Consider the following 26,716-nt stretch of genomic DNA (forward strand, 5'->3'; position numbering starts at 1 on the left):
GATTGGGGAACACCATGCCCGACACCTTGACCACTTCACGCCCGCAAGAGACCTCGGAGCAGGCGTCCGGGGCACAAACGCTTCGCGTTCTTCTGGCCGGGCCGCGTGGCTTCTGTGCTGGCGTGGACCGGGCCATCCGCGTGGTGGAAGAAGCCATCCGCCGTTATGGCGCCCCTGTCTATGTCCGCCACGAGATCGTGCATAACCGTACTGTCGTCGAGAATCTCGAGGAGCAGGGCGCGATCTTCGTTGAGGAGCTCGACGAGGTCCCTGCGGATGGCCATGTCGTGTTTTCGGCGCATGGCGTGCCGAAATCTGTGCCGGCCGAGGCACAGCGTCGCAACCTGCTTTATCTGGATGCGACCTGCCCACTGGTCTCGAAAGTGCATCGTGAAGCCGAGCGCCATTTTGCCGGTGGTGGTCCCGATGCCCGTCATATCCTCATGATCGGCCATGCAGGCCATCCTGAAGTGGTCGGCACGATGGGCCAGCTGCCCAACGGCGCGGTGACACTCATCAACGATGCGGAAGAAGCCCGTACCGTCCAGCCTGCCGACCCGACGCGTCTTGCCTTCATCACCCAGACGACGCTTTCGGTGGATGATACATCAGAGATCGTCGCGATCCTGCGTGAGCGTTTCCCGCTCATCGAAGGGCCGAAGAAGGAAGATATCTGCTACGCCACCACCAATCGTCAGGAAGCCGTGAAGGCCATTGCGCCAGAGAGTGACCTGGTGATCGTGATTGGTTCTCCCAACTCGTCGAATTCGCAGCGCCTGCGTGAAGTGGCCGAGCGCTCGGGCGCCAAGCGTGCGCTTCTGGTGCCCAAGCTGGCGGCGCTCGACTGGAGCGTGCTTGAAGGTGTTTCCACGGTCGGGATCACGGCAGGGGCCTCGGCACCTGAATCGCTGGTTCAGGAAATGGTCGATGCCCTCTCCACGCGCTACAAGCTCGATATCGAGGAGCGTATCGTGAAGAAGGAAAACGTGGCGTTCCGTCTGCCTAGCCCGCTCGGCGAACCCGTCTGAGATCTGGCGGAACACGCATGAACGCTTTTCTGTCCGCCTGAATCGATGGCGGTCTATACAACCATCCCGCCGGAGACGCTTGAGGCGTTTCTGGCGGAATACGATCTCGGTGCGCTCAAGAGCGTGGACGGAATCGCCGAGGGTGTCGAGAACACCAATTATCTGATCGAGACCGAAGCCGGACGTGCGATCCTCACCCTGTATGAAAAGCGGGTGAATGAGGCCGAACTACCCTGGTTTCTTGGCCTGATGCAGCATCTTGCCCGTCGTGGCCTCAAATGCCCGACCCCGGTGATTGCGCGTGACGGCGTTGCCCTGCGGCGCCTCATGGATCGTCCGGCAGCCATCACGACCTTTCTCACTGGTCGTCCGATCGTCACGATCACGGCGGGAGCGTGCTTCTCGCTGGGTCAGGCGCTGGCGCGATTGCATCTTCTGGGGGACGGCTTTCGGGCGCGTCGTGAAAACAGTCTCGGCCCGCAGGCCTGGCTACCACTGCTCGATTCCTGTCACGGGGCAGGGGACAGCCTGTATCCGGGCCTGACTGAAGAGCTTCAACTTGCCATTGCCGATGTGCTGAAAGCTTGGCCGCAGGAAGGGACCCTCCCGCAGGGGCAGATCCATGCGGATCTTTTCCCGGACAACGTGTTTTTTGAGGGTGGAAACGTCTCCGGGCTGATCGATTTCTATTTCGCCTGCACCGATCTCTATGCCTATGATCTGGCGATCTGCCTCAATGCCTGGTGCTTTCCCGACGAGCAGACGGCCTCGCCTGCGCTCATTGCCGGGATGATGGGAGGCTATCAATCCGTGCGGCCGCTCGCGGCTGAGGAAAGGGTGGCCATGCCAGCGCTCGTTCAGGGGGCTGCGATCCGTTTCCTGCTGACCCGGCTCTTTGACTGGATCAACACGCCAGCGGATGCAATCGTCACACGCAAGGACCCGCTGGCCTATCATCACAGGCTTCGAGCTTGGCGCGAGAATGCGAAGGGGTTGCTCCATGTCTGAGGCAACCAAGCCGCCGCTCCCCGAGGGCGCGCCGCATGTCGAGATCTGGACCGATGGGGGCTGCCGCCCCAATCCGGGACCGGGAGGCTGGGGCGCATTGCTCTGTGCCAATGGGCATGAACGTGAGCTTTCAGGTGGTGAACCCGAGACCACCAATAACCGCATGGAACTCACGGCAGCGGCTGAGGCGCTTGAGGCGCTCAACCGCCCCTGTCATGTGACGCTCCATACCGACAGCGAGTATCTGCGTAATGGCATCACGCGCTGGCATACTGGCTGGGTGAGGCGCAATTGGCGCAATACGGCAGGTGATCCGGTCAAGAACATGGATCTGTGGCAGCGTATCCTGGAAGCGGAAAAGCGCCACCATGTGACCTGGCTCTGGGTGCGCGGTCATAGCGGCAACGTCAATAACGAACGCGTGGACCAGCTTGCCACAGCTGGGCGCGAGGCTATCGAGCGGAGCTGATGGCCTCGGCCATCGCTGGCCGACACAGATCCCTGCTGAGTCTCTCTTTCTCGTCCCGTTCAGACAAGCGATTGCCCGACGTCTCGGGCTCTCGCCGGGTCACAACACTGTCGGGCATAGCGGGGCGTTCCCCCGCGTATCCACGCCTTGCGAAAACCCCGCATCAGACGGGTAGGCAGATACGATGGGCGATGTCGGTCGCGTTATCGGCGTCCTGCATCAGGCCGAGCAGCTTGAGTTCGTCCACATATTGCTCGACCTGCACCCGAAGCGGATGCCCTGTAACCGGATGGCTGGTGATTTCACGATCCAGCATGCCCTTCGCATCGTCCGGTGCGTCCTTGTCCTTGTCCCACAGCAACGCCAGTTCGTCGCGATGCGCGGGGAATTCGTGCTGGGCATCGCTGAGCGTGGCGGTGAGGGCGGCAGCGAGGCCGGGGTCCTGAGCCAGAGCTTTGGTTGCGATACCGAGCGTAAGGTCAATTCTTTCGCGTTCAGCCCCCGTCATGCTGTCGAGCATGTTCCAGCTGATCCCTTTGGTCTGTTGCAGGATTCGCCATCCCATCGGGTCATGCACGGCGACGGCATCCAGTTCCCCTGCGCGCAGGGCATCAGCCATGTCGTCTGCAGGAATCGCGACCCAATGGACCGAATCGGTTGGATGCAGCCCGCGTCGACGAAGCTGGATGCTGACGAATCGGCGGTCTGCACCCTCAAGGCTCATGACACCAATTTTCTTTCCGGCGAGGTCAGCCACCTTGTGCAGCTTCAGGTCGCGCCGCACCAGAAGGCGGTAGCTGCCGCCCCTGACGCCGCAGGCCAGTTTCGCCGGCAGATCTTCGGCGTCATCCTGATAGAGCGCAGGTAGCCAGTCGAGCAGGGGGCTCAGCGCGGCATCGGCGCGACCATTCTGCACGGCATCGATCGCACTGTTTCCGCCGCCGACCTCGACGATATCGACCTGCAGATTGTAGCGCCCGAAAAGCCCCTGCTGGCACAGCCAGAGCAGGGGATCATAATCGGATTCGGGCCAGGCGAGGCGTACGCGCCTCGGTTTTCCGTCTGTCGCGATCTGTGTGCGATGATGGAAAACATGCCGTGATTGCAGGACTGTAGCGAGAATGATGCCGCCTGCACCCATGAGAACAAGTCGGCGGGAGGGCGCTGCCATCAGAAGAAAAACTCCATATGCGAAAAAAATGACAAAGGGGGGTTTACCCCATGAAAAGCTTTCGCTAGATAGTGCCTCGCCGGTCCCGAATAGCTCAGTTGGTAGAGCAAGCGACTGTTAATCGCTGGGTCGTAGGTTCGAGTCCTACTTCGGGAGCCAGGCATTTTTCCTTCAGAATTCATGTTTCATCCGGTGTGATCGTATCAAGGCGATCCAGCGCCCACAGGCGCGGGAACATCCTGATCCAGAGCCCCGCGACGACAAGCGTGCCAATGCCGCCTGCCACAACGGCGGCTTCAGTGCCGATGGCTGTCGCCAGCATACCGCTCTCGAATTCACCCAGCTGATTGCTTGAGCCGATAAACAGCATGTTCACGGCAGACACACGGCCCCGCATGCCATCGGGCGTGGCAAGCTGTGTGAGGGCACCACGCACCACCACACTCACCACGTCGGCAGCGCCCAGCACGGCCAGGGAGAGGACGGAGAGGGTGAGGGAATGCGAGACGCCAAACACAATCGTGGCGATGCCGAAAATACCGACAGCGGCAAACATGATGGGGCCAGCATGAGATTTGAGCGGGTAGCGGGCGAGCACCAGCGAGCCCATGAGCGCCCCCACCGCCGGTGAGGCCCGGAGTATGCCCAGCCCTATGGGGCCGAGATGCAGGATATCATCGGCATAGACAGGCAACATCGCCGTTGCCCCACCCAGCAGCACCGCGAACAGATCGAGCGAGATTGCCCCCAGCAGGTCGCGGCGACGCTTGAGGAAGGCAATACCGCCGAAGAGCGATTCAAGGCTCATGGGCGAACGATTGCCCACATAGGGTTTCAGCCTGAGCAACGAGGTCGAAACCAGCGCGATGGCAAAACCACAAGCGCAGGTCAGGTAACAGAAATCCGCGCCCATGCCGTACAGCAAGCCACCCAGGGACGGGCCAATGATCGAGGCTGTCTGGAACAGGGAGGATGACAGCGCCGCCGCCCGCGGGAACTGTGCCGGGGTGGCGATTGAAGGCAGAAAGGTCTGCTGGCAGGGCCCTTCGAAGGACCGGAGTGCCCCGAAACACGCGACGAGCGCATAGAGCGCCCACGGGGCCAGCTGGCCCGTCATGGTGGCGAACGCCATGAGAAGTGCACCGCACACCTCGATCGCCTGACAGATCTGCACGATGCGCTTGCGATTATAGCGGTCAGCCACATGGCCCGAAATGAAGACCAGCGCGAGCATAGGCAGGAACTGGGCGAGCCCGATAAGGCCAAGCGCCGTAACGCTATGGGTCAGGGCATAGGTTTGCCAGGCGACCGCCACGGCGAGCACCTGTGCAGACAGGGCAGAGAGCGTGCGACCGGCGAGAAAGGGCCTTAGCCCGATGATATCGCGCAGCGCGTCGGAGGGAGGAGGGGGCGAAGCGTCGGGAGAAAGGGGCTCTGGCATGGCGCAATCACTATAGACAGCGCCCGCAATCCAGCAATGTTGTGTATGAAAATCGGCAGCACACCTTCGCGCAGGTTTTTGCCCCACAGCAAGCGTCAGAATGCCCGCGCAGCATGGTGATTGCGCGATTGCATTTCACGGGTTGCGCAGGCAGGTTCCGCCGCATGACTTCAGACAGCGACATTGCCCCCGAATCGTCTCCGGCCCCGGTGCAGGCAGGGGCCGTTCAGCCCGATATACGTGTCGGGACGATCGCCTCGGCGCAGGAAGAGGGGGGCAAGACGCTGCTCTGGATCGATTTCGGCGCCCATCTGGGTGTCCGTCGTGCCACAATGACCCTGGCAAGAAACTACAAGGCACCGCAGCTGGTTGGCAGGCAGGTTTGCGCTGTGGTTAACCCGCAACTGCAAAACACGACCGTCAATCAAGTGCTGGCGCTCGGCATGCCTGATCGCTCCGGCGACATGGTGCTGATCTGCCCGGACCACCGGGTGCCAGATGGAGGAAAACTGTTCTGATGGCTACCAACTACGCAACCGTCACCTGGGACCAGCTGCACCGCGATGCCCGCACCCTCGCCTCGGCCCTGATGGCGCGCGGCGAATTCAAGGGCATCGTGGCCGTCACAAGGGGCGGGCTCATTCCGGCGGCTATTATCGCGCGTGAGCTCGATTGCCGTCTTGTCGAATCCATCTCGGTCATCAGCTATTCGGGCGAAAGCGCGCAGGACCAGAAGGAACCCCGCGTGGTGAAAGCCCCGATTGCTGCCGGTGACGGTGAGGGCTTTCTGGTGATCGATGATCTGGTCGATTCCGGTGAGACGGCCAAGGTCGTGCGCGATGTGCTCCCCAAGGCGCATTTTGCCTGCCTTTACGCCAAACCCAACGGCAAGCCCCATACCGATCAGTATGTTATGGAAGTGGCGCAGGATACCTGGGTGCTCTTCCCGTGGGACACGGCGCCGCTCTTCGTGCCGCCCCTGGCCCGCAACCTGGGCGCCTGAACTGGGCACCTAACTTGGGCGCGCAACTTCTGGGCGTAACCTCGGATAATTCTTCAGTTTTTTCGAGAGTGCACCTTTCACCCTGCCGCGAGTTGCGGTAGGGTCCGCGCGTTCGGGGCGTGGCGCAGCCTGGTAGCGCGCTTGTTTTGGGTACAAGAGGCCCCCGGTTCGAGTCCGGGCGCCCCGACCACCACCACCAAGGGTATGGCGATACGCGCCCTTAGCTCAGTTGGATAGAGCAACAGCCTTCTAAGCTGTGGGTCGCTGGTTCGAATCCAGCAGGGCGCGCCATCCCCCTTTATCCGTATCTGGTCCTTCTCTCAGGTTTCAAAACTTGCATCTTCTGTCGTCAGGTCAGGAGATTATGTCAGTCTCGATCACAGAGCAGTCGACTTGTGCAAACATCGTCGAAACTTGCTGCAATCGCAGCGCCACCCCATCAGATCAGCTTTTTTCAGCTCCACCCGCAATGCTTCTGGCACGTCTGGCCGATAAATCTCCGGATCCGACTATGGGGATGGTCTTGCCATGAGATGCTGTTCGGATGCCTCATCTCAACCCCATCTGCAGCAGCGTTGCGAAAAGGCAACGTCGGGTTGCAGGATGCTCTCGATGCTTTTCCCCAGGCAGGGGCAAGGCTATAAGAATCGTACTCTGCCCGCATGATGAACGTGACAGATGACCAAGCCCGACGATCAGACAGACAGAACGACCCGATGCAAGGTATTGCGCTCATGGCCCGGCCCATGCGGTTGTTCATGTCTTGGCTGAGGTCCCGTACAAACCAGCCTCTCCTACACGCAGGCGCGATCGAGTTTCCCGGGTGAGCGAGATTCGGGCCGGGCTGTGCAGTCTGGCAATGCTCGCCTTGCCTGCCTTTTCGGCTCATGCAGCGCCCAGTGACGACGTCTCATCGCTGGGCAATTATGCCATCAAGCACTGGACCACGCAGGACGGACTGCCGCAGAATTCCATACGCGACATCGTTCAGACACCTGATGGCCGCATGTGGTTTGCAACGTGGGAAGGTCTCGTCTCCTATGACGGGCTGGATTTTCACGTGCAGAACCGCGGCAGTGATCCGGCCCTGCCCGATAACGGGATCGGCGCTCTCGCGCTCGATGCCGCAGGCGATATGTGGTTCAGCGACTCCCGTGGTGATGTTGGTCGTCATGACAGTGATGGCAGCTGGCATTTCTGGCCGCATGAGGCCAGTGCGCCCTCGACAATCGTCCAGTCGATGAAAGTGGACAGGCATGACGATGTCTGGATGCTCTATGAAAATCACGGCCTGGGCACCATGTCCCATTCCGGCAGGTTCCATTATCTGACGCCGGGGCATAACGAGCCGCTTTCAAGCATCTATCGCAACATGGCGTTCGATGCCTCGGATTCACTGTGGCTCGGCACCTATAGCGGTATCATCATACGCGACAAGGATGGCCATGTGCGTCAGCCTCCGGCGTCATGGGACCTGCCCCATGGGCTGTCATGGCCTTATCACGCGCCGGACGGCACATTCTGGATTGTCTCGGACAGCCGCATATTCTCCATCACTGATAACAAGCCTCGTCTGGCCTATGATCTGAGGGATCAGGGACGGGTCACCGCACTGCTTCAAGACCGGCATGGGTCGCTCTGGGTAGGCACCGAGGATCACGGTTTGCTGCGCCTTAGCGGGAACAGGGTGGAGGTCATGCCTGACACGCTCGACCCTACGGGCGGGCGAATCCTGTCTCTGGCCGAGGATACAGAGGGGTCAATCTGGGTTGGCACCAATGCCGGACTGTTCCGGTTGCAGGAAACTCCCTTCAGCAGTCTGCGCCGTCATAACGGGTTGTCGGGTGACTTCGTCCGTACCGTCATGGAGGATCATACGGGTGCATTATGGGTCGGCACGGATGGTGGATTGTCGCGTATCATCAACGGTGATTCGCCCGAGACCATGTATCTGCCGACGCGTTCCGGGCATCAGCCCGAGGTGCTGTCGAGTATCGAGGATCATGACGGCACGGTCTGGCTCGGCACCTATGCAGACGGGCTTTTTGCCGTAGCGCCGGATGGGACCATCCGCCATCTGGACAGCACAAGCGGCCTGCCTGCAGGCAATGTGCGTGCGCTGGCTTTTGACAGCAATCATAGCCTGATCGTCGGTACGCAGCGCGGCTTGTTCCGGTTGATGCCGGGTGACAAAGTAGAGCGATACGCGGCGTCCAAAGCATTGAGTGGCTTGATCACTGCCATTTTTACCAAGGGTGATACGCTCTGGATCGGCACGCTCGATGGTGTGCGGGTCATCCGTGACGGCAAGGTTCGTGCCACACGCTTCAGCGGGGTCGATGGGGCCCACACGATTTTCGGCTTCGTTGCCATTGGTGACGATCTCTGGCTAACCACTGATCGTGGGCTCTATCGCTATCGTCAGGGGAGAATGACCCATATCGGGCGTGATGCCGGGCTGCCTGTCGACTCAGTGTTTACCCTGATTCGGGATAACAGGGGTTATCTCTGGCTCACCAGCAATCGGGGCCTTTTTCGCATGGCGCTGACAGATCTGGAAGCCGTGGCCGATGGCAGACGCAAGGCCCTGAGTTATATCCAGCTGGACGAGACCAACGGGCTCAGCAGTAGTCAGGCCAGCGGAAGCGCGCAGCCCAGTGCCGCGCTTGCACGGGATGGAACGCTCTGGATTGCAACGGCCATCGGTCTTGCCAGAACCGACACGAACAGCTTCGACAAATTTCTCGTCAAACCACCCCCACCCCCTGTCGCACTCGATGGCGTGGCTCTGGACGGGCGCGATATCCATGATCTGCGCAAGGGGGACGTTTTGCATGTGCCGTCGCGCCATAACCTGACCATACGCTACACGGCACCAAGCTATATCGCACCCAAGGAAATCCTTTTCCGCACTACGATCACGGGGGCAGGGAGTGCCTGGACGACAACCGGACGTTCGCGCACGCTCGAACTGACATCGCTCCCCCCCGGCGCTTACACACTCACCACTTCGGCCGCACATCCAGGGCAGGTCTGGCCCCGACCTGTGACGCTGGTGCGCTTCGTGATCGACCCCAAATGGTGGCAGAGGCGCCAGTTCTGGGTCTCCTGTGCGGTAGCGCTTTGCATCGTCATCGCGCTGTCCTACTGGGGCATTGTCTGGAGCTACCGGGCGGAGGCAAATCGTCTGGCGCGCGTCATCCGGTCTCGCACGACCGATCTTGAGGCCCAGACGAGGGAAAAAGATGCCCTGCTGGCGCGTCTGGAAATCCAGATCGACCTGACTGCCCGACAGGCGCGTGAAGATGCCCTGACCGGGGTTTACAACCGTCGCGCCTTCGATGAGGCGGTGGAGAAAATGCTGACAGGGGCCAACGCTGGTGGTCCTGATTTCTGTCTGGCGATTGTCGATATCGATCATTTCAAGGCGATCAATGACACCTATTCCCACCAGACGGGGGATCAGGTTCTGCGTCAGGTCGCCCACGTGCTCGAGACCCATACGCATCCGGCTGACATGGTGGCCCGTATCGGTGGGGAGGAGTTCGGTATTCTTCTGCCTGCCCAGACATTGGAGACGGCCATAGCTCGTCTCGACAGTGTGCGTGAGGCTTTTCATGAAAAGACCGATTGGGAAATCTCACGGTCTACCGGGTTGGTCACCTTCAGCGCAGGGCTGACCCGCTTTGAAGCTGGCGATACCATCAAGACGCTTATGAAGCGCGCTGATCTGTTGCTCTATGGAGCCAAGAACGCGGGGCGCGATCGCATCCACAATGGCTGATCACGGACGGGAGGCGAGTGGGGCCAAAACGTAAACAAACAATGGTTGTCCATCGGGCATGTAACACCGTATGGTCGCATTCCTCCGCTTAGTTCACTTGTCGCACAAGCTCGAAGCCGTAAGCCGGAATGATCCTGCGGGCATTCCGGACCTGAGGTGCATGGAACCGGGTATGGTTGATAAGATGGCGACACCGCATGGGCTGCGTGCCTATGACATTCTCGATACGCCACCTGAGCGTGGCTATGATGATCTGGTCGCGCTCGCCAGCCAGATCTGCGAAACCCGCTCCGGCGTCGTGAGCCTGATCGACAGGGATCGCCAGTGGTTCAAGGCCCGTCAGGGCATCGGCCTGTGCCAGACTGATCTTGACCATGCCATTTGCGGCATGGTGGTCGCCACGGACTCAATCATCGAGATCGAGGATCTCCGGCTTGATCCCCGCACTGATCGTAACCCGCTCGTGGTCGAGGCGCCCCATCTCCGGTTTTACGCGGGCGTACCTCTGCGGACCCCGTTTGGCACAATCGGGGCGCTGGCGGTGTTCGACCCGGCGCCGAAGCCAGGGGGGCTGTCCGATGTGCAGCGCGCGGCGCTCGAAAAGCTGGCGCGTCTGGTGGTCGATCTGCTGGAACTGCGTCGTCGGAGCATGGCCCATGATCGGGCACAGATGCATTGGCGCAGTCTCATCCAGACCATGAACGAGGGATATATTCTCGCAAAACTCATGCGTGATGAGGCAGGGCGGGTGTTTGACTGGCGATATCAGGAGGTCAACCCGGCCTGGGAGCGCCATCTCGGCATTGCGGCAGCCGATGCCATCAACAAGACATGTCGCGATATCTTTCCGGGGGTCGAGACACGCTGGATTTCCCTTGCGGCGCAGGCCGTGGACGAAAACCGTCCCGTGTCTTTCGTGCAGGAAGTGCGCCTGCTGCGTCGCTGGTTCGAGGGCACGTTCTACCCTGTGGGGCAGGACTTCTTTTCGCTCACCTTTCGGGAAACTACCGCTCAGGTCGCGGCTGACAAGCGTCAGACCGGCCTCATAGCGCTCGGGGACGTGTTACGGGACGAACGTGACGTCGACGTCATGATATGCCGGGCCATGGCGGTTATCGGTGAGGCGCTCGATGCCGACCGTGCCACCTATGGCGAACTCGATCACGACATCGAAACCCTGACTGTCAGTGAGGGATGGGCGGTAGAGGGGATGCCCTCCATCAAGGGGCGTTATCGCTTCGATGATTACGGCAGACTGCGCGAGACGCTTCTCGCCGGCGAAGCGCTCGTGATCAACGATATCCTGATCGATCCGCGTACAGCTGACGAGAGTGCTGGCTGGCTGGCCCTTCATGCGCGCGGCGTGATCAATATTCCGGTGCGCGAGGATGGTCGTAACGTAGCGCTCATGCTGGTGCATTTCTCTCACCCGCATGAGTGGGGTGCGGATGAGATTCACTGGCTGCATAACGCGGCAGACCGTCTGGAGGTGGCCATAGCGCGGCGTCGTGCTGACGAGATGCAGGCAGTGGTCAATGGTGAGATTGCCCATCGTCTGCGCAATACGCTGGCAATGGTGCAGGCGGTCGCCCGAATGACCCTGCGTGATGCGCTTTCAAAAGAGGATGCCACGCGCTTCTATGAACGGCTGCAGTCATTAGGGCGCGCGCATGACCTGCTGCATGGTGATGACCAGCGCGCCGCCCATCTGGGCGATCTGATCGCCAATATCCTGCGCGACGCCAGTATGGATGAGCGATGCCGCCTGTCGGGGCCTGTCATACGTCTGGGCTCGCGTGCAGCGATGTCCACGGCGCTTCTGATCCACGAAATGACGACCAATGCCTGCAAGCACGGGGCGCTTTCAGTGCCTGAAGGCGAGATCGAGATCGACTGGGAGATCGAGTGCCAGACCGGGGGCGGCGAGCTCGTATTGAACTGGCGAGAGCGTTACGGTCCACCTGCTGCCAAGCCCGTACGTGGCGGATTTGGCTCACGCCTTATTTCCTTTGGTCTGATTGGAACGGGAGGCGTTGCGCTGCGCTATGAGCCTGAAGGTCTGTCGGCCAGCTTCAGGGCCGATGCAGAAAAGATCATGAGGACATGATGGCGCACGCGATATCGGGCAAAACGTCAGGTTTCCCTACCGTATTGGTTGTGGAGGACGAGCCGCTGCAGCGCATGTGTCTGATGGATATGGTCGAGGAAGCCGGTTACGCTGTGGCGGAGGCCTCGGATGCCGATCAGGCCCTGATCGTTCTGGAAACCCGACCTGATATCCGTATCGTTCTGGCCGATGTGGACATGCCTGGCAGCATGGACGGATTACGTCTGGCTGCTCTCGTGCGTGATCGCTGGCCGCCCATCGAGATTATCGTGACGAGCGGTCGCGGCGTGCCTCAACTCGCCACTTTTCCGGCACGGGCCAGATTTCTGCCCAAACCGCTGAACGAGCAGCGCGTGAAGGAAGCCCTGACCCTCTTCGCTTGAGCGTACGCCGTAATTTTCCTGACGGATCAGCCGGACAGGCATTACATCGTCTGTTCGGTTACGGCCTCCGGGGCGGGGCGACGATGCGCCGCGACACATGACAGGACGCTGGCGATGATAAACAGGAAAGAGCCGATCTCCAGCGGGCGTGGCAAGCGCTGCTCCCATGCAAACCCGTAGATCAGCGCAAAAAGCGTCTCGAACAGGATCATCTGCCCGGTGAGGGTAAGCGGTAGCAACCGGCTCATGCGGTTCCACAAGGCATTGCCACAGACCGAAGCGATAAAGGCCACCCCGGCCGAAACCGCCCAGAACACAAGCCAGTCATGATGGCTATGCTGCCCTGCGTCGCTCAGTATAGCGGCAGGAAAGAGCACAAGAGCCTGGGCGCCAGTCATGATCCCCGTAAGTAGGTTCCAGTCATGCGCTGAGACATGATCGAGACGCGCAAGGGCGCGACTGTTCCCGACAGCAAAGCCGGTCCAAGAGGCGAGTGCAGCGCAGGCGCATGCAAGGCCGAGAACAGGGTTGTGCCCCGCAATTTCCCGTGACAGATCGACCTGAAACAGCGCCTGCCAGCCAATGCAGAAAGCCCCGATCATGCAGAAGAACAGCGATGGCGCGAGTTTCAGCAACGGTGGGGCATCGTGGTCGCGACTGCCGATAATCGTTACGGCCACAGGCATGAACCCTATGACAAGGGAAGTCAGGGCAATTCCACCCTTCTGCACGGCCATGGATAGCATGACATAGTAGAAACTGTTTCCCAGAAACGAGAGACGGAACAATGTGCTCCAGTCACGAGCTGCCAGAACCCGGCATAGCGCGGGCAATCGCGCGCCAATCAGGATGAGTGCGATAAGGCCGTAGGCGAGGTAGCGCCCGGCGGCGAGATAAAGCGGCGAGAAATGACGCACCAGTTCAGGGGCGAGAAAAACCAGCCCCCACAGGGCCCCTGCGCCTGCGCCACATAAAATGCCCAGGGGATAAGCTTGTCGGTCAGGCTGTGTGGCAGAAGGGGGTGTCATCCTGGCTCTCTTGCATCACGATCTTGCATGGCGGCGTGGTTTTCTTCCTGATCTGTTACGTGCTGCATGGTCAAGCCCCGCCGGGCTGTGGCGTCGATGCCGGCAGCGCTTCACGCCGATCCACAGGCCACACAGGCATATCAGGCTGACACCGCCGAGCAGGGGCAGAATGATCCGAAGCCGTGCGTCTGGCTGACGGAGCCAAGAAAAGAAATCGAGATCATGGGGACCATAGATGAGCCAGCGTGAGCCTTTTTCTGCTGTGTCGATACGTAGCAGCGCCTCGCCGGACCGGGCATCGAGATAGAGTCTTGCCCTGTCTTCTCCGATGAGACGAAAAACCGGAAAGACGCGGCGTTTGTGACGCGTCGAGAAATAATAGGCGTCATCGTTCTGCAAGAGCGTTACCTCAGCCCTTGTGCCCGTCTGGGCCATCGTATCGACAAGTTCCTGCCCGGTCAGGGGTGAGGGAGCGAGTGTCAGATCCAGACGCTGCGGGGTACCCTCTGCGTCTGTCACCGCAAGTCTCGTTCCACGCGCACCGGGCAGGACAAGAACGTCGCGAAACGACTGATGAGGTACGTGGGTAAGAGCAGCAATTGTCTCTGTCAGTGCCGATGCGGGCAGTGTGCCGCGCCATTGGGACATCCAGAGGGGGGAGGGCTTGTGAGCCATCAGCCCCGCCGGGTTCATGCTGAGAAACCCGGTCAGGATCCATGACAGGAGGAAGAGCCCGAAGACCGACCCGGCAGCATGATGAATGAGATGCGCGCCGCGATAGGGTGAAAGTCGACGCCCGACCCGGAAGCGGCGCAGACCGATCCAGAGTCCAAGCGTGGTCAGGGTGACGCCAAGGCCTGACAGGATGATGAGTGTGTCAGACCAGATGACGGGGTAACGGCGCAGTTGTGAAAAATACAGCCAGTGGGGGATAGCGCCGAGCCATGACCAGAACCGTGTCTTGCGGGTGGTGGCCTGCACGACATCGCCCGTCAGCGGAGAGAGATAGAGGATCGTGCGGCGCGGGCTGTCGAAATCAAAGCGATAGAACCCTGCATCATGGCCCTTGGTATTCAGGATCCATTGATCCACGCGGCGCAGCCCTCTGAAAACGGGTGGGGCGGTTTCGCCCTCCAGCGCAGCATAGCGGCCAGCGACCTCCGCCAGAGCGGCAGGGTCGGGATAAATATTCTCACGGCCCAGAATCTGGCCTGTGCGCAGGTCGAAATTCCGGTTTTCTGCCTTGTCGCCCATGACCTGCAAAACCGGGACAGATCCGGCCATAACCAGCCGGAACTGCCGATAGAAACCATGCAGATCCGGAAGCACAGGAGGGCGATCGAACCGGAGAGGCTCATGTGCCAGTCTGGCAAGCTGCTCGTCTGGCTGAGGCCAGGGCTTCCAGAGCATGACCATCCCGGACAGGCACCAGAGAAGCATCAGCGCGCCAAGGCCAATACCCAGCCAGCGATGAACCAGAAACGCCGCTCGAACGGCTTTTTTGCGCCATTGCTTCGCGCGATCAGTCATGATGAAGGAGGCGCGGGCGCATGGTTGATCCGGATAAAAGCAGAGGGAGGCGGCTTTTACCTGCCGCCTCGTGATCGCCCTGACAAGACGCCTGTGTCGTGCGGCGCTGCATCGATGCCGCCTGCTCAGGCCTCGATGAGGTTCACGCCAAGCATGCGCAGTTCCGTCAGGCAGGCAGCAGGGTCAGGGGCAATGCCGCGACAGCCAGGGAGCGCGATATCAGTTGCGAAGCCAAGCCGCCGCGCATCCCGGGCCGTTGCGGCAACACAGTAATCGAGTGCGAGGCCGCAAAGCGTGACATGCCCGATATCGAGCCCGCGCAGGAGGCCTTCGAGCCCGGTGGCGTGAACCTGATCGTTATCGAAAAAGGCCGAGTAGGAATCACAGGCGATATCCAGCCCCTTATGGACGATATGGCTGAGTCGGCTCTGGTTCAGGCGGGGAGAAAAATCGGCCCCTCTTGTGCCCGCTACGCAGTGAATGGGCCAGGGACCGCCATAGGGCGTGAAAGAGCAGTGTTCAGGCGGATGCCAGTCCCGGCTGGCGATAACGGCTGCAAAATCAAGAGACAGGAGCGTGTCGATTGCCGGTAAAATCGCATCGCCATTGGGCACGCCGAGTGCGCCGCCAGGTAGAAAATCGTTCTGTACGTCAATCAGGAGGAGGGCTTTTCGCATGGTCATTCCGGTGGCTCCCTGTTTCTCCAAAAGGCTAGGCGCCTGCGTGCCATCGCATCATTCCGCTTTCTTAATGGCCGATAACATGACGCATGTCGTCCCCGAAATGATGGAGCGCGTCCTTTGTGGACATGTGCCGCCTGTGGCCGTTTTCGGAGACAATCGTGACGGTGGCCGTCATGCCCGCTGCCAGATACAGGTCAGGCGGGAGCTTGTCGATATGGATACGCACCGGAATACGCTGGGCGAGCCTCACCCATGTATAGACCGGGTCCACCGATGGCAGGCCCTGTGTTGCAGTCGAGGCATTCATGCTTGAGATGCCGCGGGTAATGCTCTCGACATGGCCGAAAACAGGATGATGGCCGCCCATAAGATCCATCCGGACAGGGTCGCCAATCTCGATATTATGGACCTTGGTCTCCTCGAAATAGCCGTCCACCCAGTAGGAGGCGGAATCGATGATCTGAATATTCACATGGCCGGCTGTGGCAAAATCGCCGGGCCGCATGAGCAGGTTTGTCACGTAGCCATCGATCGAACTGTGCACGATCGTCCGCTCCAGATCGATGCGGGCCTGTCTGAGGGCTGCCTGAGCGGCATCATACTGGGCACGGGCTTGAGCGGCGGCGGCGGCATATTGCTGTTTTTCCTCGCCCGATACAGCAACCCCCGGGATGATCCGACGCCGCTGGAACTGCGAATTCCTGAAATCGAGATCGGCCTTACGCTCGGCCAAATTGGCTTCGGCGGAGGCGACACGCACCTTGAAGTCGAAAGGATCGATGACATAGAGCACGTCGCCCCGATGCACGAATTCGTTATCCTGCACCCGAACCTCGATAATTTCGCCTGAAACACGCGGCGCCATGTTCACGACCTGCGCGCGGACCTGCCCGTTACGGGTCCAGGGGGCTGCGGTATAGTAATCCCACAGGATCACGATAACGATCCCGGCGACCACAAGGATCGACAGGGTGATGAACCACCGGATCAGGCGGGAGGCGCGAGCGAGCACGAGCGGATTACCTTCACAAAAGCCAGGTATAAAGGCCAAGCAGACAGACAAGCAGGCCGAATTGCGCGAGTGGCGGATTCCAGAAAAAACGCCACAGATTGAGACGGCCGAAGCACCAGCGCACAATGGCCAGCGTGAGGAGAGCGAGAAACAGATTGGCGACAAAGGCCGAGACGAGAACGCCTTCGAGGTCGATGACTTCACTCATACCCATCACCCGTGTTGCGTGTGGAAATCCCGCCTACCATCGCCGACGCCCCAGGCCGAAATGGCGCAAGGTCGAGCGATTATCCTCAAGTGTGGACCGCACTGCCTCAAGACTGCCCGCGCAGAGCACGGCCAGATTGCGCTCATGGTCGCGCGCCGTGCGTGCGATATCGAGAAAGCGGTTGCTGATTTGTGGCAGAGCATGGCCAAGCGTGGGAAACGAAGCGGTGTTGATCAGCCCATGTGCTTCAGTGGCGAGAAGGCGCAGGCACGGCGAGGCCGCAGCCTCATCCAGATAGTGACGCACCCGCGCCAGCGTGGTGGCGAGGTCCTCCAGCATGACAAGGCGATTGAAGACATGGCGGTTGACGCGGCGATGCGCGTCCATGCGTTTTGTCCAGGTCAGCAATTGCGCGAGCCTGTCATATTTGAGGCTAAGCAAACGCGCCCCGGCTGGCTTCCCGTTTCCATACAACTGGGCCTCGAGATCCTGACCGATTGAGGCAGCGATACGAAAACGTCGGCTTTTGGGCGTGGGAGGGAAAAGCAGGACCAGAATGACGAAGGCAACGACACCCGAGATCAGATAGAAAATATTGCGCGAGATGAAGGCGAGCGGATCGTAATCCTGATGATTGCTCAGACCGAGGATGATTGGGAAAAACGCCCCGTAATTGAACCCGATGGCGCTTGTACGGGCGTTCATCAGCATGACGCAGGCAAAGATCGTGTGGGGCAGAAAGACCAGGGCCAGCGCACCGAAAGCAGCGATATGCGGGAGCACGAAATAATTCATGACGATGGCCACAGCCACGGCCAATGAGAGGCCGAGTATTGCACCCATGCCGAATTGGGAGGTGTCGAGTGCGGTGGACGCCAGCGTCAAGATCAGCGCGGCCTGTGACAGAGCCGCCATTGAGGCAGGCTGATCGCTGGCGATGCAAAGCCCGGCGGTGATCGAGAATCCCAGCAGGACCCGTAGCGCGTTGATAAACGCGGCGACATGATCGGCATGCTGGCCAAGCTGTGCCAGTTTGAGGGCGTTCCCTGCCGGGGTGGCGTGCTGCAGCGTATCGATGCCCGTCGCGATATGAAGCCGGTTGCTCAGCATGACGGCGCTGCGCTCCAGAAAATGCGCATCATGGGCGTCGGGGTGATAATCCGGTGCCTCCGCCTGCATGGCGTCCATCAGGGAGCCAACCGTCTCGTAGCGGTCGCTATTGTCCTCACGTAACTCATGCCATGCCAGCACGTGACGATGCGCGAGAGCCGAGACACTCTTGTGACGCAGGATATGGGCGATGGCGCGTCCCGACCCAAGGACGGTGAGCATACCGATAATCGCAAGACGCGCTCCGGCGCTACGCCGCGTTGAGCGGTCGATCTCGGTACGGGCATAGGTAATCTGGGCCGAGAGCGAAAGAATCTCGCCTGCGATGGCTGTGGTCTCCATCGCATCTGGCACGGAATCACCCCGCATGGCATCGCGTCCGAAAGCCCGGATCTGACCCGCCTTGGCCTCAAGACTATCCGCCAGTTTCTGCCACGCCTTAGGCGAGCCGGTAAGCATGTTGATGAAGGCTACAGAGGCGATGCCAATCGCCACACAGCTTGCGCGGGAAAGGGCGACGTCAAACACATTCTGCGGTGTGTCGATTACGTTGATGGCGACCAGAGCGATCGTGTAACCGGCGAGCAGTGCGCCATAGGAACGGAAATGGCGTTCAAGCGACCCGATATAGGTGCAGCCTGCCAGCCACAACGCGCATCCACCCAGCATCATGCCGCGATCCTGGCTGAAACAAGCGATGAGCAGGATGGAAGCGCCCACGCCGAGCGCCGTGCCAACCAGCCGGTAGAGCGCCTTGGAAAGGGCCTGTCCGCGCAGGGGCTGGGTAATGATCATGACGGTGACGGCGGCGCCAGCGGGGGAGTCGAGCTGCGCCCAGAAGGCGGTGGCAAGGGCGAGACAGACTGCCGCCCAACTGCGCAGGGAAAAACCGATCCATCCGGGCGGGAAGGGTGGGTTGGGCAGATCGGCGGGGACGGGCCACCAGCGTATGCGTGTTTCCACCCCCTCTGACATGTGCCTCCAACCCGAAATCTGACCCGCGCAACAGGAACGCCCCGAAGGCTCAGAAGGTCAAGCACGCAGGGGCCTGATGCAGACCGGGAAATCCTTTGTCAGATACGGGTCTGTAATGGTGCCCCCGTTGCGGGCAGACGTTTGTGGTTTTGGAAGGATATCGACAGGCTGTCCTGTGATCGAAAGCCGCCATGACGTCAGGCGATGTCAGGATAGACGCCGTGACGCGGACAAGCCGGCGACAAGCTCGGGGGATCACCCGAAGGGGGGCTCCGGCAACGCTACGGCTGTCTCGAAGCGTCAGGAGACGTTCGATTGCCGCCGTCTCGGATTGTCTTCTGATATCACGAGTACCCCCGACACCCGGTATGGCTATCCGTAAAAAAGGTGCTTACGCGTCACCTTGTGCCATACGGGAAACGAGAAGCTGGTTGATGCGGAAACCATCCACATCGACGACCTCGAAGCGGTATCCCGCAGCCTCGACCCGGTCGGCCTTGCGCGCCATGCGGCGCAGTCGATGCATGACGAAACCACCGATCGTGTGAAACAGATCGCGTTCGGCGTCGAGGTTGATATCGAGCTCACGGAACACGTCCCCGATGGGGGCCGCTCCATCGATAAGCCACGAATTTGCGTCGCGTCGCACAATGGCCTGCTCTTCAAACGGGCTTGCGAGTCCATCCATGAGCGCGCCCATGATGTCCTTGAACGTGATCAGACCGACCACGAGACCGTATTCATTCACGATCAGCGCGAAGCCTGCACCATGCGAGTCGAACTGCGCCAGTGTGTCCCACAAATTCAGCGTGTCCGGCAGCGAAAGCGTGTCACGACGCATCCGGAAAATCTGGTTGGTAATGGGCTGGCTCGGATCGGTGTAGGCCGGCACCTCATCCACGACCGCTACCAGAACGTCCTCGGCGCGGATCGAGCCAATCACGTGATCGAGGCCGCCATCGCAGAGCGGATAGCGCGAATAGGGCCGGATACGTACCTTGTCGCGCTGGGATTCAAGGCTCTCCTGCACGTCGAGAAAAACGATCTCGTCTCGCGGGGTCATGGCCGAGGTGACAGAGCGATCCTGCAGCGCCAGAACGTTCTGGATCAACTGGTGCTCTTTCTCCTGCAACACGCCGGATGCCGTGCCTGCGGCCAGCATGGCGTTCAGATCCTCAGGCGTGACGGGCTCAACGGCAGAGGCTGCCGGGATGCGCAGCAGGGTGAGCAGCCAGTCTGAAATCACCGAGAAAATCCAGACGGCGGGGTAGAGCACTCTCAACGCGCCGGTAAGGAACCAGCCGACACGCAGCGCCACACGGTCCGGATTGTTCAGGGCGATACGTTTTGGCAGCAGATCAGCAAACAGGACGAACAGGCCCGTCACGATCATAAAGGCCAGCGTTGCAGCCGTCTTGGTGGCGACACCTGGCGTCAGCCCGGCCTCGATCAGCGCTGTGCTGAAGGCCGGTGTGAGAAGCTCACTGGAGATGACACCGCCAAGAACGCCTACGGCATTGAGGCAGATTTGCAGGACGGTGATGACCTGCCCGCTATTACGCCGCAGCTTGAGGAAAGCCGCCGCACGGGCGTCACCCTGATCGGCCAGCGCACGCAGGCGAATGTCGCGCGCCGCGGCAAAGGAGATCTCGGAAAGTGATATCAGGATCGAGACGGCAATCGCTGCCACCATGGCCGCGAGGCCCAGAAGCAGCAGCATCATGTGCCTGACTCCTCATTCTGAATGGGCTGGAAGAAGAGCCTGCTTTGATGTTTTTCTTGGCTCATGGCGCAGTATCCGCCCTTAACCGGCTGGCGGCAACCCGGCGATTGCGCGCCAGCCCGCCTCGTCGCAGGTCTCAAGCCCAAGCTCGGCAGCTTTCTTTGCCTTCGATCCGGCTTTTTCACCCAGAACCACCAGCCCGGTTTTTTTCGATACGGAATCGCTCACCTGCGCGCCCAGGCGCTCAGCAATGGCCTTCGCTTCAGGGCGCGTCATGGTGTGAAGCGTGCCGGTAAACACGATGGTCTTGCCCGAAAGCGGGCCTTCCTCGGGGCGGGATTCCGGCTCGATTGTGAGTTGCGCCCGCAGATCAGCCAGCGCCTCCACATTATGCGGCTCGGCAAAAAAAGCGAGGAGATCGGCCACGATGCTCTGGCCGATACCCATGATGCTGCCCAGGGCAAGACGGTCGTCAGAACCGATCATGGCGGCAGCGCGCATGGAGTCGAACCAGGCTTCATAGGTCTGGTAATGGCGTGCCAGGAGCTGGGCATTGCGCTCGCCGATACGCCGTATGCCAAGCCCGAAGAGAAACCGGCTGAAGGCGATGGTACGGCGCTGCTCGATGGCATTGAGCAGATTGCGCGTCGATACCTCGCCCCAGCCTTCACGGTCACGGATGATGTCGGCCTTGTCCCGCAGGCGGAAAATATCGCCGGGCCGGTCGATCAGGCCGATCTCGTGGAACTCGCGTATGGAGCGCTCACCCAGCCCGTCGATATCGAATGCCGGCCGGGAGACGAAATGAATCAGGCGCTCGACAACCTGCGCCTCGCAGGTCAAGCCGCCCGTGCAACGTCGTACAGCCTCACCTTCGGGGCGCTCTGTCAGGGCGCCACAGACGGGACAATGCGTCGGGAAGATGAAAGCCGGGCCACGCGGCTTGTCCTCGGGGACAGGGCCGAGAATTTGCGGAATGACATCGCCTGCGCGCTGCACACGTACCAGATCGCCGGGGCGGACATCCTTGCGCGCAATTTCGTCTTCGTTGTGCAGCGTTGCGCGTGACACGATGACACCACCGACATTGACCGGTTCCAGATGGGCCGTTGGGGTAAGCGCGCCCGTACGCCCCACCTGTATCTCGATTTTTTCCAGCCGCGTGATGGCCTGCTCGGAGGGGAATTTCCATGCAATGGCCCAGCGCGGCGCACGGCCTGCAAAGCCGAGACGGGTCTGGAGGTCGATATCATCCAGCTTGAAGACGACACCATCGATGTCATAGGGCAGGGATGAGCGTTCGCGGGCAAGATTGGCGATATAACCGGCGATCTCGCTGGCATGGCCGATGCGTGTTGAAAGCGGATTGACCGGGAAGCCCCAACGTTTCAACTGCTCCAGCCAATCCCAGTGTGTTGCGGCACAGCGTTGGCTCGAAAAGCCCTGCGCATAGGCAAAAAGCGACAGAGGGCGTCTGGCAGTCACATTGGGGTCAAGCTGGCGCAGTGACCCTGCAGCAGCGTTGCGCGGGTTCGCGAAAACCTTCTGTCCCTGTACCTGCATCGTTTCGTTGAGCGACAGGAAATCGGCCTTCGCCATGAAGATCTCGCCGCGTATCTCAATCTCCTGCGGGAACTCTCCTTCGAGCTTTTGCGGAATGTCAGCAATGGTTCTCAGATTGGCGGTGACATCCTCGCCCACCAGCCCGTCACCGCGTGTCGTCCCGCGCAGCAACGCGCCGTTTACATAAGTGAGGTTGATCGACAGGCCATCGATCTTGGGCTCGGCGACGAAAGTGAGCTGATCGGCCGCCTTGGCATCCAGTCCGAGGAAGCGGGCGGCTTTCGCCACGAAAGCCTCGAATTCCTCGGTATTGAAGACGTTGTCGAGCGACAGCATGGGCACGCGGTGGGGCTGCTTGCCAAAGGCATTGTCCGGCGCCGCACCAATGCGTTCAGCAATGCCGCCCTCAGTCCTGAGGTCAGGGTGGGCTTCTTCAAGGGCAATAAGCGCCCTTCTGGTCTCGTCATATTCCGAATCTGACACTTCAGGGGCGTCGTCGCGGTAATAGGCGTCGTTCCAGCGCGCAATGAGCGCCGCTAATCTGGCGTGCTCACGGGCGGGGGTATCAGTCATCACTCTTGTTCCAACAGGCTGTCAGCGGCCGTACGCGCGGCATCCGTTATGGTCTCGCCAGCCAGCATACGCGCGATCTCCTCGCGGCGTTCCTCGGCGGAGAGTTTTTCTGCAAGGGTTTCCGTCCTGTCCTTTCGGATACGCTTGCTGATGCGCAAATGCTGGTCGCCACGTGCTGCCACCTGCGGGCTGTGGGTGACGACAAGTACCTGTACATCCTGCGCTACACGATGCAGGCGGTCACCGATGGACGAGGCCGTGGCCCCACCAACGCCGGAATCCACCTCGTCGAAAACCAGCGTCGGTATCGCCGAGCGTTCGGCAAGCACGACCTTCAGAGCCAGCATGAGGCGCGATAATTCGCCGCCCGAGGCCACCTTGGCCAGTGGGCCAGGTGGTTGGCCCGGATTGGCGGCGATCAGGAAGGACGCCTGCTCCTTGCCACGCAGGTTCCAGGCCTCCGGCGCAAGTGGCGTGAGCGAAACAATGAATTTGGCGCGCTCGAGCCTGACCGGCTTGAGTTCGGCCATGACAGCAGTCTCAAGCCGACGCGCAGCGCGCTCGCGTATCTGGCTGAGTTTCTCTGCTTCTGTGGCAAACACCTCGCGCGCGGCCTGCGTTTCCGCCATCAGCTGATCAATGCGGGCATTGCCTGAATCCAGCGCTTCAAGGCGGGCCTGAAGGCTCGCCAGCAGAGCGGCCAGTTCATTGACGGCCACACCATGCTTGCGACCCGCTGCGCGCAGGGCAAACAGACGTTCTTCGGTTTCCTCAAGCAGGCGGGGGTCGGTGTCTGCATCAGCGGCGAGACGGGAAAGCAGGGTTTCAGCTTCGGCAAGCGCCTCTTCGGCTTTTTCCAGAGCCTCGAGTGCCTCCTGCGCCTGGGCCTGCTGCGCGGAATGGGCAACTGGGTCGTCGCCGGGGGAGGGTAGCAGGCGGGCCAGCGTGCGGCTGGCATTGCGCAGGGCGGCGGCGGGGGTGGCGGAGCGACGGTCACGCGGTGTCAGCTCGGACAGGGCCGCTGCAATGGCCTCGCCACGTCGTTCGTTTTGCTGCAGGCCGATACGCAGCGCAGCCAGTTGCTCTTCCTCATCTTCCTGCGGGGCAAGAACGCTGAGATCATCAACTGCCTGTCTAAGCCAGTCCTCCTCACGCCGCGTTGCTTCCATTTCGGACTGCGCTGCGGCGAGGGCGGCAGTGAGTTCGATCCAGCGACGATAGGCGCGAGCCACGGCCTCGCGAGCACTGCGATCCACGCCAAAAGCGTCGAGCAGATCGAGATGGGTCGCTTGATCCGCCAGACCCATCTGGTCGTGCTGGCCCTGGATTTCGACCAGAAGAGCCGCGATGCGACGCAACAACCCAACGCCAATGGGCTGATCGTTCACATAGGCCCGCGACCGCGCATCGGCAGTGACCGTGCGCCGGAGCACAAGCGGTTCATGCGGGTCATCGAGGGCAATGCCCTGTTCGGCAAGAAGCTGATGGACAGGGTGACCATCGGGAATATCGAAACAGGCGGAAACGCCAGCCTGATCTGCCCCGGCACGGACCAGCCCGCCGCTGGCGCGGTCTCCCAGAGCCAGTCCAAGGGAGTCGAGAAGGATGGACTTGCCCGCCCCGGTTTCACCCGTAAGGACCGTCAGTCCCGGATGAAAAGGCAGATCGAGCCTCTCGATCAGAACGACATCGCGTATCGAGAGGTGAGTCAGCATGCAAGGCGGTCCTGATGTGTCAGTCTGGAAGCATCGCTGGCGGCGGCAGATCGCGCCAGCGTCCTTGTCTCGTCCGGATCAGAAAACCGAGTGCCACATGCGGCCAAAGAGACCGCGCTGCTTGCCACCCGGCGCGACGCTATGATCGGGCAACAGATCGCGGTTGCGTAGCAGGTTGTAGCTGTAACGATACCATTGGCTGTTGGGATAGTTGTAACCCAGAACCGAGGCTGATTTGCGTGCCTCGTCGACCAGACCCAGTTCAAGGCTGACCTCGACAATGCGTTCGAGCGCTTCAGCCACGTGATTGGTCGTCTGGAAGTCGTTGACGACGCGCTGGTAGCGGCCAAGAGCCGCCTCGTAGTTGTGCTGCTGCTGGTAGTAGCGGCCGACGAGCATTTCCTTACCAGCAAGATGGTCGCGGCAAAGGTCGATCTTCAGCTGGGCGTCGCGGGCATAGGCCGTCTGTGGGAAGCGTGTCACGACCTCCTCAAGTGCGTTCAGGGCTTCGATCGTACCCTGCTGGTCACGCTGCACTTCGGCAATCTGTTCGTAGTAGCAAAGAGCGCGCAGGTAGTAGGCATAAGCGGCGTCAGGGCTGGTGGGGTGCAGGAGCAGATAGCGCTCAAGCTGCTGGACCGAAAGCGCATATTCCCCCTGAAGGTAATAGGCGTAACCTTCCATCAGCTCGGCATTACCTACATAGCCCGAATAGGGGTAGTTCTGCTGCAGGAGTTCGAATTCGCCACTGGCCAACGTGTAGCGCTTCGAATGAAGGGCATCGATGCCATAATTATACAGCGTCTCGGCACTGGCGACCTTTGGTGCCTTGAACTCTTCCTTGTTGGAAAAGAGCGAGCAGCCGCTCAAAAGCAGAAAGCTGCCGGCCGTCAGGACGCTAACGACGCGCTGACGCTTCGAGGCAGGAGGTACGTGACGTTCTGTATTCTGGTGCATGCCGACTCTTCCACTGACGAACGGTCTTATATCACGCCTGACCATTCGCGGAAGTCCTGGGCGCACGAGATCGTTTCTCTTACGCTGCTGCGTGTATTTCGCTTCTGTTTCGAGCGGTCTGACCTGCCAGACGCCAGTTTTCACCGGAGGAAAAAAGGGAGCGCAAGAGACGGTTGTTCAATCCATGGCCCGATTTATGGCCCATGAAACCTGCCTTGAGCGTATGCCCGGCCAGATAGAGATCGCCAACGGCATCCATGAGCTTGTGACGCACGAATTCCTTGGGATGACGCAGCCCGCAAGGATTGAGCACGGTATCGCCTTCCACAACGATGGCATTATGCAGCGAACCGCCGCGGGCGAGCCCCATCTTCTGAAGGGTCTCGATTTCCTTACGCTCAACAAACGTACGGCAATACCCCACTTCCTGGCGGAAGCGGTCGAGGGTGAAGGGCATGGCATGGCGCTGATGGCCGATCGCGCCGGCCGTGAAATCGATCGACATGGCGAGGGCGAAGCCAGCCCGTGCAGGGCGAAGCTCGGCAAACGCTCCGTTATCGTCTTCCACACGAACGGTGCGGAGAACCTCGATCACGACGCGTGCAACATCCTGCTCGGTCTTGCCCGCGCACTGGATCAGGAAATCGAATTCGGCAGCTGAGCCGTCAAGTACCGGTGTTTCCGGGCCATCGATATCGATCAGGGCATTGTCGATACCGTTGGCGTGCAGGGCGGCCATCAGATGTTCGATTGTCGCAACGCGGATATCTGGCGCATCGGCACGGGCGATCACTGTGCTGAGCCGTGTGCACACCACATTGTCGTAGCGCGCTGGGATCGGCAGGGCATCGGGAAGATCGCTTCTGCGGAAAACGATGCCATGATTAACGGGGGCGGGGCGCAGGGTCATGCGCACCTGATGGCCACTGTGGAGGCCAATGCCGACGCAGGTGATGGGCTGCCTGAGCGTGCATTGGAGCGCGGTCTGCGCGTTGTTGCCAAAGGGGCTCAGAAAATCGGCGGAATTCTTGAAAACTGAGGGAGGCACGATCGATGCTTTGAACGGTGTTTCGGCCGTGATCTGCATGATGCAACGCTCTCCCAAATTACCGAAACGTTATGTTTCGGTCCTGCAGAAAGCTCTACCCGTTAAAGGGGCAGGCAGACCAGTCAATGTTTGTTGCCATTCATTACGGCCTAAGGCTCTGAAACTGCACGTAAAAATCAGTTTCAGAGCGTGGCTTT

At 60.5% G+C, this 26,716-nt stretch carries 21 protein-coding genes and 3 tRNA genes; 11 read left to right on the plus strand and 13 right to left on the minus strand.

The genetic code is table 11. The features are described 5' to 3' along the window. The first annotated feature begins 14 nt into the window (after nt 1–14). Genes ispH through rnhA form a run of 3 tightly spaced genes read left to right on the plus strand, consistent with a single transcriptional unit; the run spans nt 15 to nt 2,505 of the window. Nucleotides 15–1,028, plus strand: a complete 1,014-nt coding sequence (ispH, locus tag Asbog_RS04885) for a 4-hydroxy-3-methylbut-2-enyl diphosphate reductase (RefSeq protein WP_023978608.1) — start codon at nt 15–17, stop codon at nt 1,026–1,028. A 45-nt stretch (nt 1,029–1,073) separates the two neighbouring features. Continuing rightward, nucleotides 1,074–2,036, plus strand: coding sequence for a homoserine kinase (thrB, locus tag Asbog_RS04890; protein WP_062164283.1), 963 nt, complete (start codon nt 1,074–1,076; stop codon nt 2,034–2,036). Beyond that, nucleotides 2,029–2,505 carry a ribonuclease HI gene (rnhA, locus tag Asbog_RS04895; RefSeq protein ID WP_062164284.1) on the plus strand — a complete coding sequence of 159 codons (477 nt, stop codon included), beginning with the start codon at nt 2,029–2,031 and terminating at the stop codon, nt 2,503–2,505. The genes thrB and rnhA overlap by 8 nt, the downstream gene beginning before the upstream one ends. A gap of 163 nt (nt 2,506–2,668) precedes the next feature. On the opposite strand, the gene Asbog_RS04900 is transcribed toward rnhA, so the two are convergent. Next, complete coding sequence (locus Asbog_RS04900; RefSeq protein WP_062164285.1) at nt 2,669–3,676, minus strand: ABC transporter substrate-binding protein; 1,008 nt, start codon at nt 3,674–3,676, stop codon at nt 2,669–2,671. Between the two features lie 83 nt (nt 3,677–3,759). Between Asbog_RS04900 and Asbog_RS04905 the strand changes: the two genes are divergently transcribed. Then, a tRNA-Asn gene (locus tag Asbog_RS04905) sits at nt 3,760–3,835 on the plus strand. Nucleotides 3,836–3,854: 19 nt separating this feature from the next. On the opposite strand, the gene Asbog_RS04910 is transcribed toward Asbog_RS04905, so the two are convergent. Next, nucleotides 3,855–5,117, minus strand: coding sequence for an MFS transporter (locus tag Asbog_RS04910; protein ID WP_062164286.1), 1,263 nt, complete (start codon nt 5,115–5,117; stop codon nt 3,855–3,857). A gap of 164 nt (nt 5,118–5,281) precedes the next feature. Here Asbog_RS04910 and Asbog_RS04915 point away from each other — a divergent pair, with 164 nt between their 5' ends. From Asbog_RS04915 to Asbog_RS04945, 7 genes are all read left to right on the plus strand, one after another. After that, complete coding sequence (locus tag Asbog_RS04915; protein ID WP_031240730.1) at nt 5,282–5,635, plus strand: hypothetical protein; 354 nt, start codon at nt 5,282–5,284, stop codon at nt 5,633–5,635. After that, the gene (gene gpt / locus Asbog_RS04920; RefSeq protein ID WP_023978602.1) at nt 5,635–6,120 is read left to right on the plus strand and encodes a xanthine phosphoribosyltransferase; all 486 of its coding nucleotides are present in this window, start codon (nt 5,635–5,637) and stop codon (nt 6,118–6,120) included. The genes Asbog_RS04915 and gpt overlap by 1 nt, the downstream gene beginning before the upstream one ends. 113 nt (nt 6,121–6,233) lie before the next feature. Further along, nucleotides 6,234–6,310, plus strand: a tRNA-Pro gene (locus Asbog_RS04925). A 24-nt stretch (nt 6,311–6,334) separates the two neighbouring features. Continuing rightward, a tRNA-Arg gene (locus tag Asbog_RS04930) sits at nt 6,335–6,411 on the plus strand. 532 nt (nt 6,412–6,943) lie between these two features. Further along, nucleotides 6,944–9,904, plus strand: a complete 2,961-nt coding sequence (locus Asbog_RS04935; RefSeq protein ID WP_146926606.1) for a ligand-binding sensor domain-containing diguanylate cyclase — start codon at nt 6,944–6,946, stop codon at nt 9,902–9,904. Between the two features lie 172 nt (nt 9,905–10,076). Beyond that, complete coding sequence (locus Asbog_RS04940) at nt 10,077–12,011, plus strand: GAF domain-containing protein (protein WP_197669054.1); 1,935 nt, start codon at nt 10,077–10,079, stop codon at nt 12,009–12,011. Then, a complete protein-coding gene (locus Asbog_RS04945) occupies nt 12,008–12,394 on the plus strand; it encodes a response regulator (RefSeq protein ID WP_197669055.1) in 387 nt (128 codons plus the stop codon). Before Asbog_RS04940 ends, Asbog_RS04945 begins: the two co-directional genes overlap by 4 nt. 41 nt (nt 12,395–12,435) lie before the next feature. On the opposite strand, the gene Asbog_RS04950 is transcribed toward Asbog_RS04945, so the two are convergent. The 11 genes from Asbog_RS04950 to lpxC form a co-directional block, all read right to left on the minus strand. Further along, nucleotides 12,436–13,422 carry a DMT family transporter gene (locus Asbog_RS04950; RefSeq protein ID WP_062164289.1) on the minus strand — a complete coding sequence of 329 codons (987 nt, stop codon included), beginning with the start codon at nt 13,420–13,422 and terminating at the stop codon, nt 12,436–12,438. A gap of 15 nt (nt 13,423–13,437) precedes the next feature. Beyond that, a complete protein-coding gene (locus Asbog_RS04955) occupies nt 13,438–14,952 on the minus strand; it encodes a PepSY domain-containing protein (RefSeq protein WP_062164290.1) in 1,515 nt (504 codons plus the stop codon). 125 nt (nt 14,953–15,077) lie between these two features. Beyond that, a complete protein-coding gene (locus tag Asbog_RS04960) occupies nt 15,078–15,635 on the minus strand; it encodes a nicotinamidase (protein WP_062164291.1) in 558 nt (185 codons plus the stop codon). A 64-nt stretch (nt 15,636–15,699) separates the two neighbouring features. Beyond that, complete coding sequence (locus Asbog_RS04965; RefSeq protein ID WP_062164292.1) at nt 15,700–16,647, minus strand: HlyD family efflux transporter periplasmic adaptor subunit; 948 nt, start codon at nt 16,645–16,647, stop codon at nt 15,700–15,702. Nucleotides 16,648–16,660: 13 nt separating this feature from the next. Then, complete coding sequence (locus tag Asbog_RS04970; RefSeq protein WP_023978594.1) at nt 16,661–16,855, minus strand: DUF1656 domain-containing protein; 195 nt, start codon at nt 16,853–16,855, stop codon at nt 16,661–16,663. Nucleotides 16,856–16,888: 33 nt separating this feature from the next. Then, entirely contained in the window at nt 16,889–18,940 is a 2,052-nt protein-coding gene (locus Asbog_RS04975) for an FUSC family protein (RefSeq protein ID WP_083510712.1), read from the minus strand. A gap of 391 nt (nt 18,941–19,331) precedes the next feature. Continuing rightward, complete coding sequence (locus tag Asbog_RS04980) at nt 19,332–20,663, minus strand: hemolysin family protein (protein WP_171840663.1); 1,332 nt, start codon at nt 20,661–20,663, stop codon at nt 19,332–19,334. A gap of 81 nt (nt 20,664–20,744) precedes the next feature. Further along, entirely contained in the window at nt 20,745–22,799 is a 2,055-nt protein-coding gene (gene ligA / locus Asbog_RS04985) for an NAD-dependent DNA ligase LigA (protein ID WP_062164293.1), read from the minus strand. Further along, nucleotides 22,799–24,514 carry a DNA repair protein RecN gene (gene recN, locus Asbog_RS04990; RefSeq protein WP_062164294.1) on the minus strand — a complete coding sequence of 572 codons (1,716 nt, stop codon included), beginning with the start codon at nt 24,512–24,514 and terminating at the stop codon, nt 22,799–22,801. Before recN ends, ligA begins: the two co-directional genes overlap by 1 nt. A 78-nt stretch (nt 24,515–24,592) precedes the next feature. Continuing rightward, entirely contained in the window at nt 24,593–25,471 is an 879-nt protein-coding gene (locus tag Asbog_RS04995; protein WP_062164295.1) for an outer membrane protein assembly factor BamD, read from the minus strand. Nucleotides 25,472–25,550: 79 nt separating this feature from the next. Next, nucleotides 25,551–26,558, minus strand: coding sequence for a UDP-3-O-acyl-N-acetylglucosamine deacetylase (gene lpxC / locus Asbog_RS05000; protein WP_083510948.1), 1,008 nt, complete (start codon nt 26,556–26,558; stop codon nt 25,551–25,553). Nucleotides 26,559–26,716 lie beyond the last annotated feature (158 nt).

Source organism: Asaia bogorensis NBRC 16594 (assembly GCF_001547995.1).
In the GTDB taxonomy this organism is placed as follows: Bacteria; Pseudomonadota; Alphaproteobacteria; order Acetobacterales; family Acetobacteraceae; genus Asaia; species Asaia bogorensis.

Coding starts and splice junctions, on each gene's coding strand:
- ispH (WP_023978608.1), top strand. CDS start 15: ATGCCCGACACCTTGACCACTTCACGCCCGCAAGAGACCTCGGAGCAG.
- thrB (WP_062164283.1), top strand. CDS start 1,074: ATGGCGGTCTATACAACCATCCCGCCGGAGACGCTTGAGGCGTTTCTG.
- rnhA (WP_062164284.1), top strand. CDS start 2,029: ATGTCTGAGGCAACCAAGCCGCCGCTCCCCGAGGGCGCGCCGCATGTC.
- Asbog_RS04900 (WP_062164285.1), bottom strand. CDS start 3,676: ATGGCAGCGCCCTCCCGCCGACTTGTTCTCATGGGTGCAGGCGGCATC.
- Asbog_RS04910 (WP_062164286.1), bottom strand. CDS start 5,117: ATGCCAGAGCCCCTTTCTCCCGACGCTTCGCCCCCTCCTCCCTCCGAC.
- Asbog_RS04915 (WP_031240730.1), top strand. CDS start 5,282: ATGACTTCAGACAGCGACATTGCCCCCGAATCGTCTCCGGCCCCGGTG.
- gpt (WP_023978602.1), top strand. CDS start 5,635: ATGGCTACCAACTACGCAACCGTCACCTGGGACCAGCTGCACCGCGAT.
- Asbog_RS04940 (WP_197669054.1), top strand. CDS start 10,077: ATGGTTGATAAGATGGCGACACCGCATGGGCTGCGTGCCTATGACATT.
- Asbog_RS04945 (WP_197669055.1), top strand. CDS start 12,008: ATGATGGCGCACGCGATATCGGGCAAAACGTCAGGTTTCCCTACCGTA.
- Asbog_RS04950 (WP_062164289.1), bottom strand. CDS start 13,422: ATGACACCCCCTTCTGCCACACAGCCTGACCGACAAGCTTATCCCCTG.
- Asbog_RS04955 (WP_062164290.1), bottom strand. CDS start 14,952: ATGACTGATCGCGCGAAGCAATGGCGCAAAAAAGCCGTTCGAGCGGCG.
- Asbog_RS04960 (WP_062164291.1), bottom strand. CDS start 15,635: ATGACCATGCGAAAAGCCCTCCTCCTGATTGACGTACAGAACGATTTT.
- Asbog_RS04970 (WP_023978594.1), bottom strand. CDS start 16,855: ATGAGTGAAGTCATCGACCTCGAAGGCGTTCTCGTCTCGGCCTTTGTC.
- Asbog_RS04975 (WP_083510712.1), bottom strand. CDS start 18,940: ATGTCAGAGGGGGTGGAAACACGCATACGCTGGTGGCCCGTCCCCGCC.
- Asbog_RS04980 (WP_171840663.1), bottom strand. CDS start 20,663: ATGATGCTGCTGCTTCTGGGCCTCGCGGCCATGGTGGCAGCGATTGCC.
- ligA (WP_062164293.1), bottom strand. CDS start 22,799: ATGACTGATACCCCCGCCCGTGAGCACGCCAGATTAGCGGCGCTCATT.
- recN (WP_062164294.1), bottom strand. CDS start 24,514: ATGCTGACTCACCTCTCGATACGCGATGTCGTTCTGATCGAGAGGCTC.
- Asbog_RS04995 (WP_062164295.1), bottom strand. CDS start 25,471: ATGCACCAGAATACAGAACGTCACGTACCTCCTGCCTCGAAGCGTCAG.
- lpxC (WP_083510948.1), bottom strand. CDS start 26,558: ATGCAGATCACGGCCGAAACACCGTTCAAAGCATCGATCGTGCCTCCC.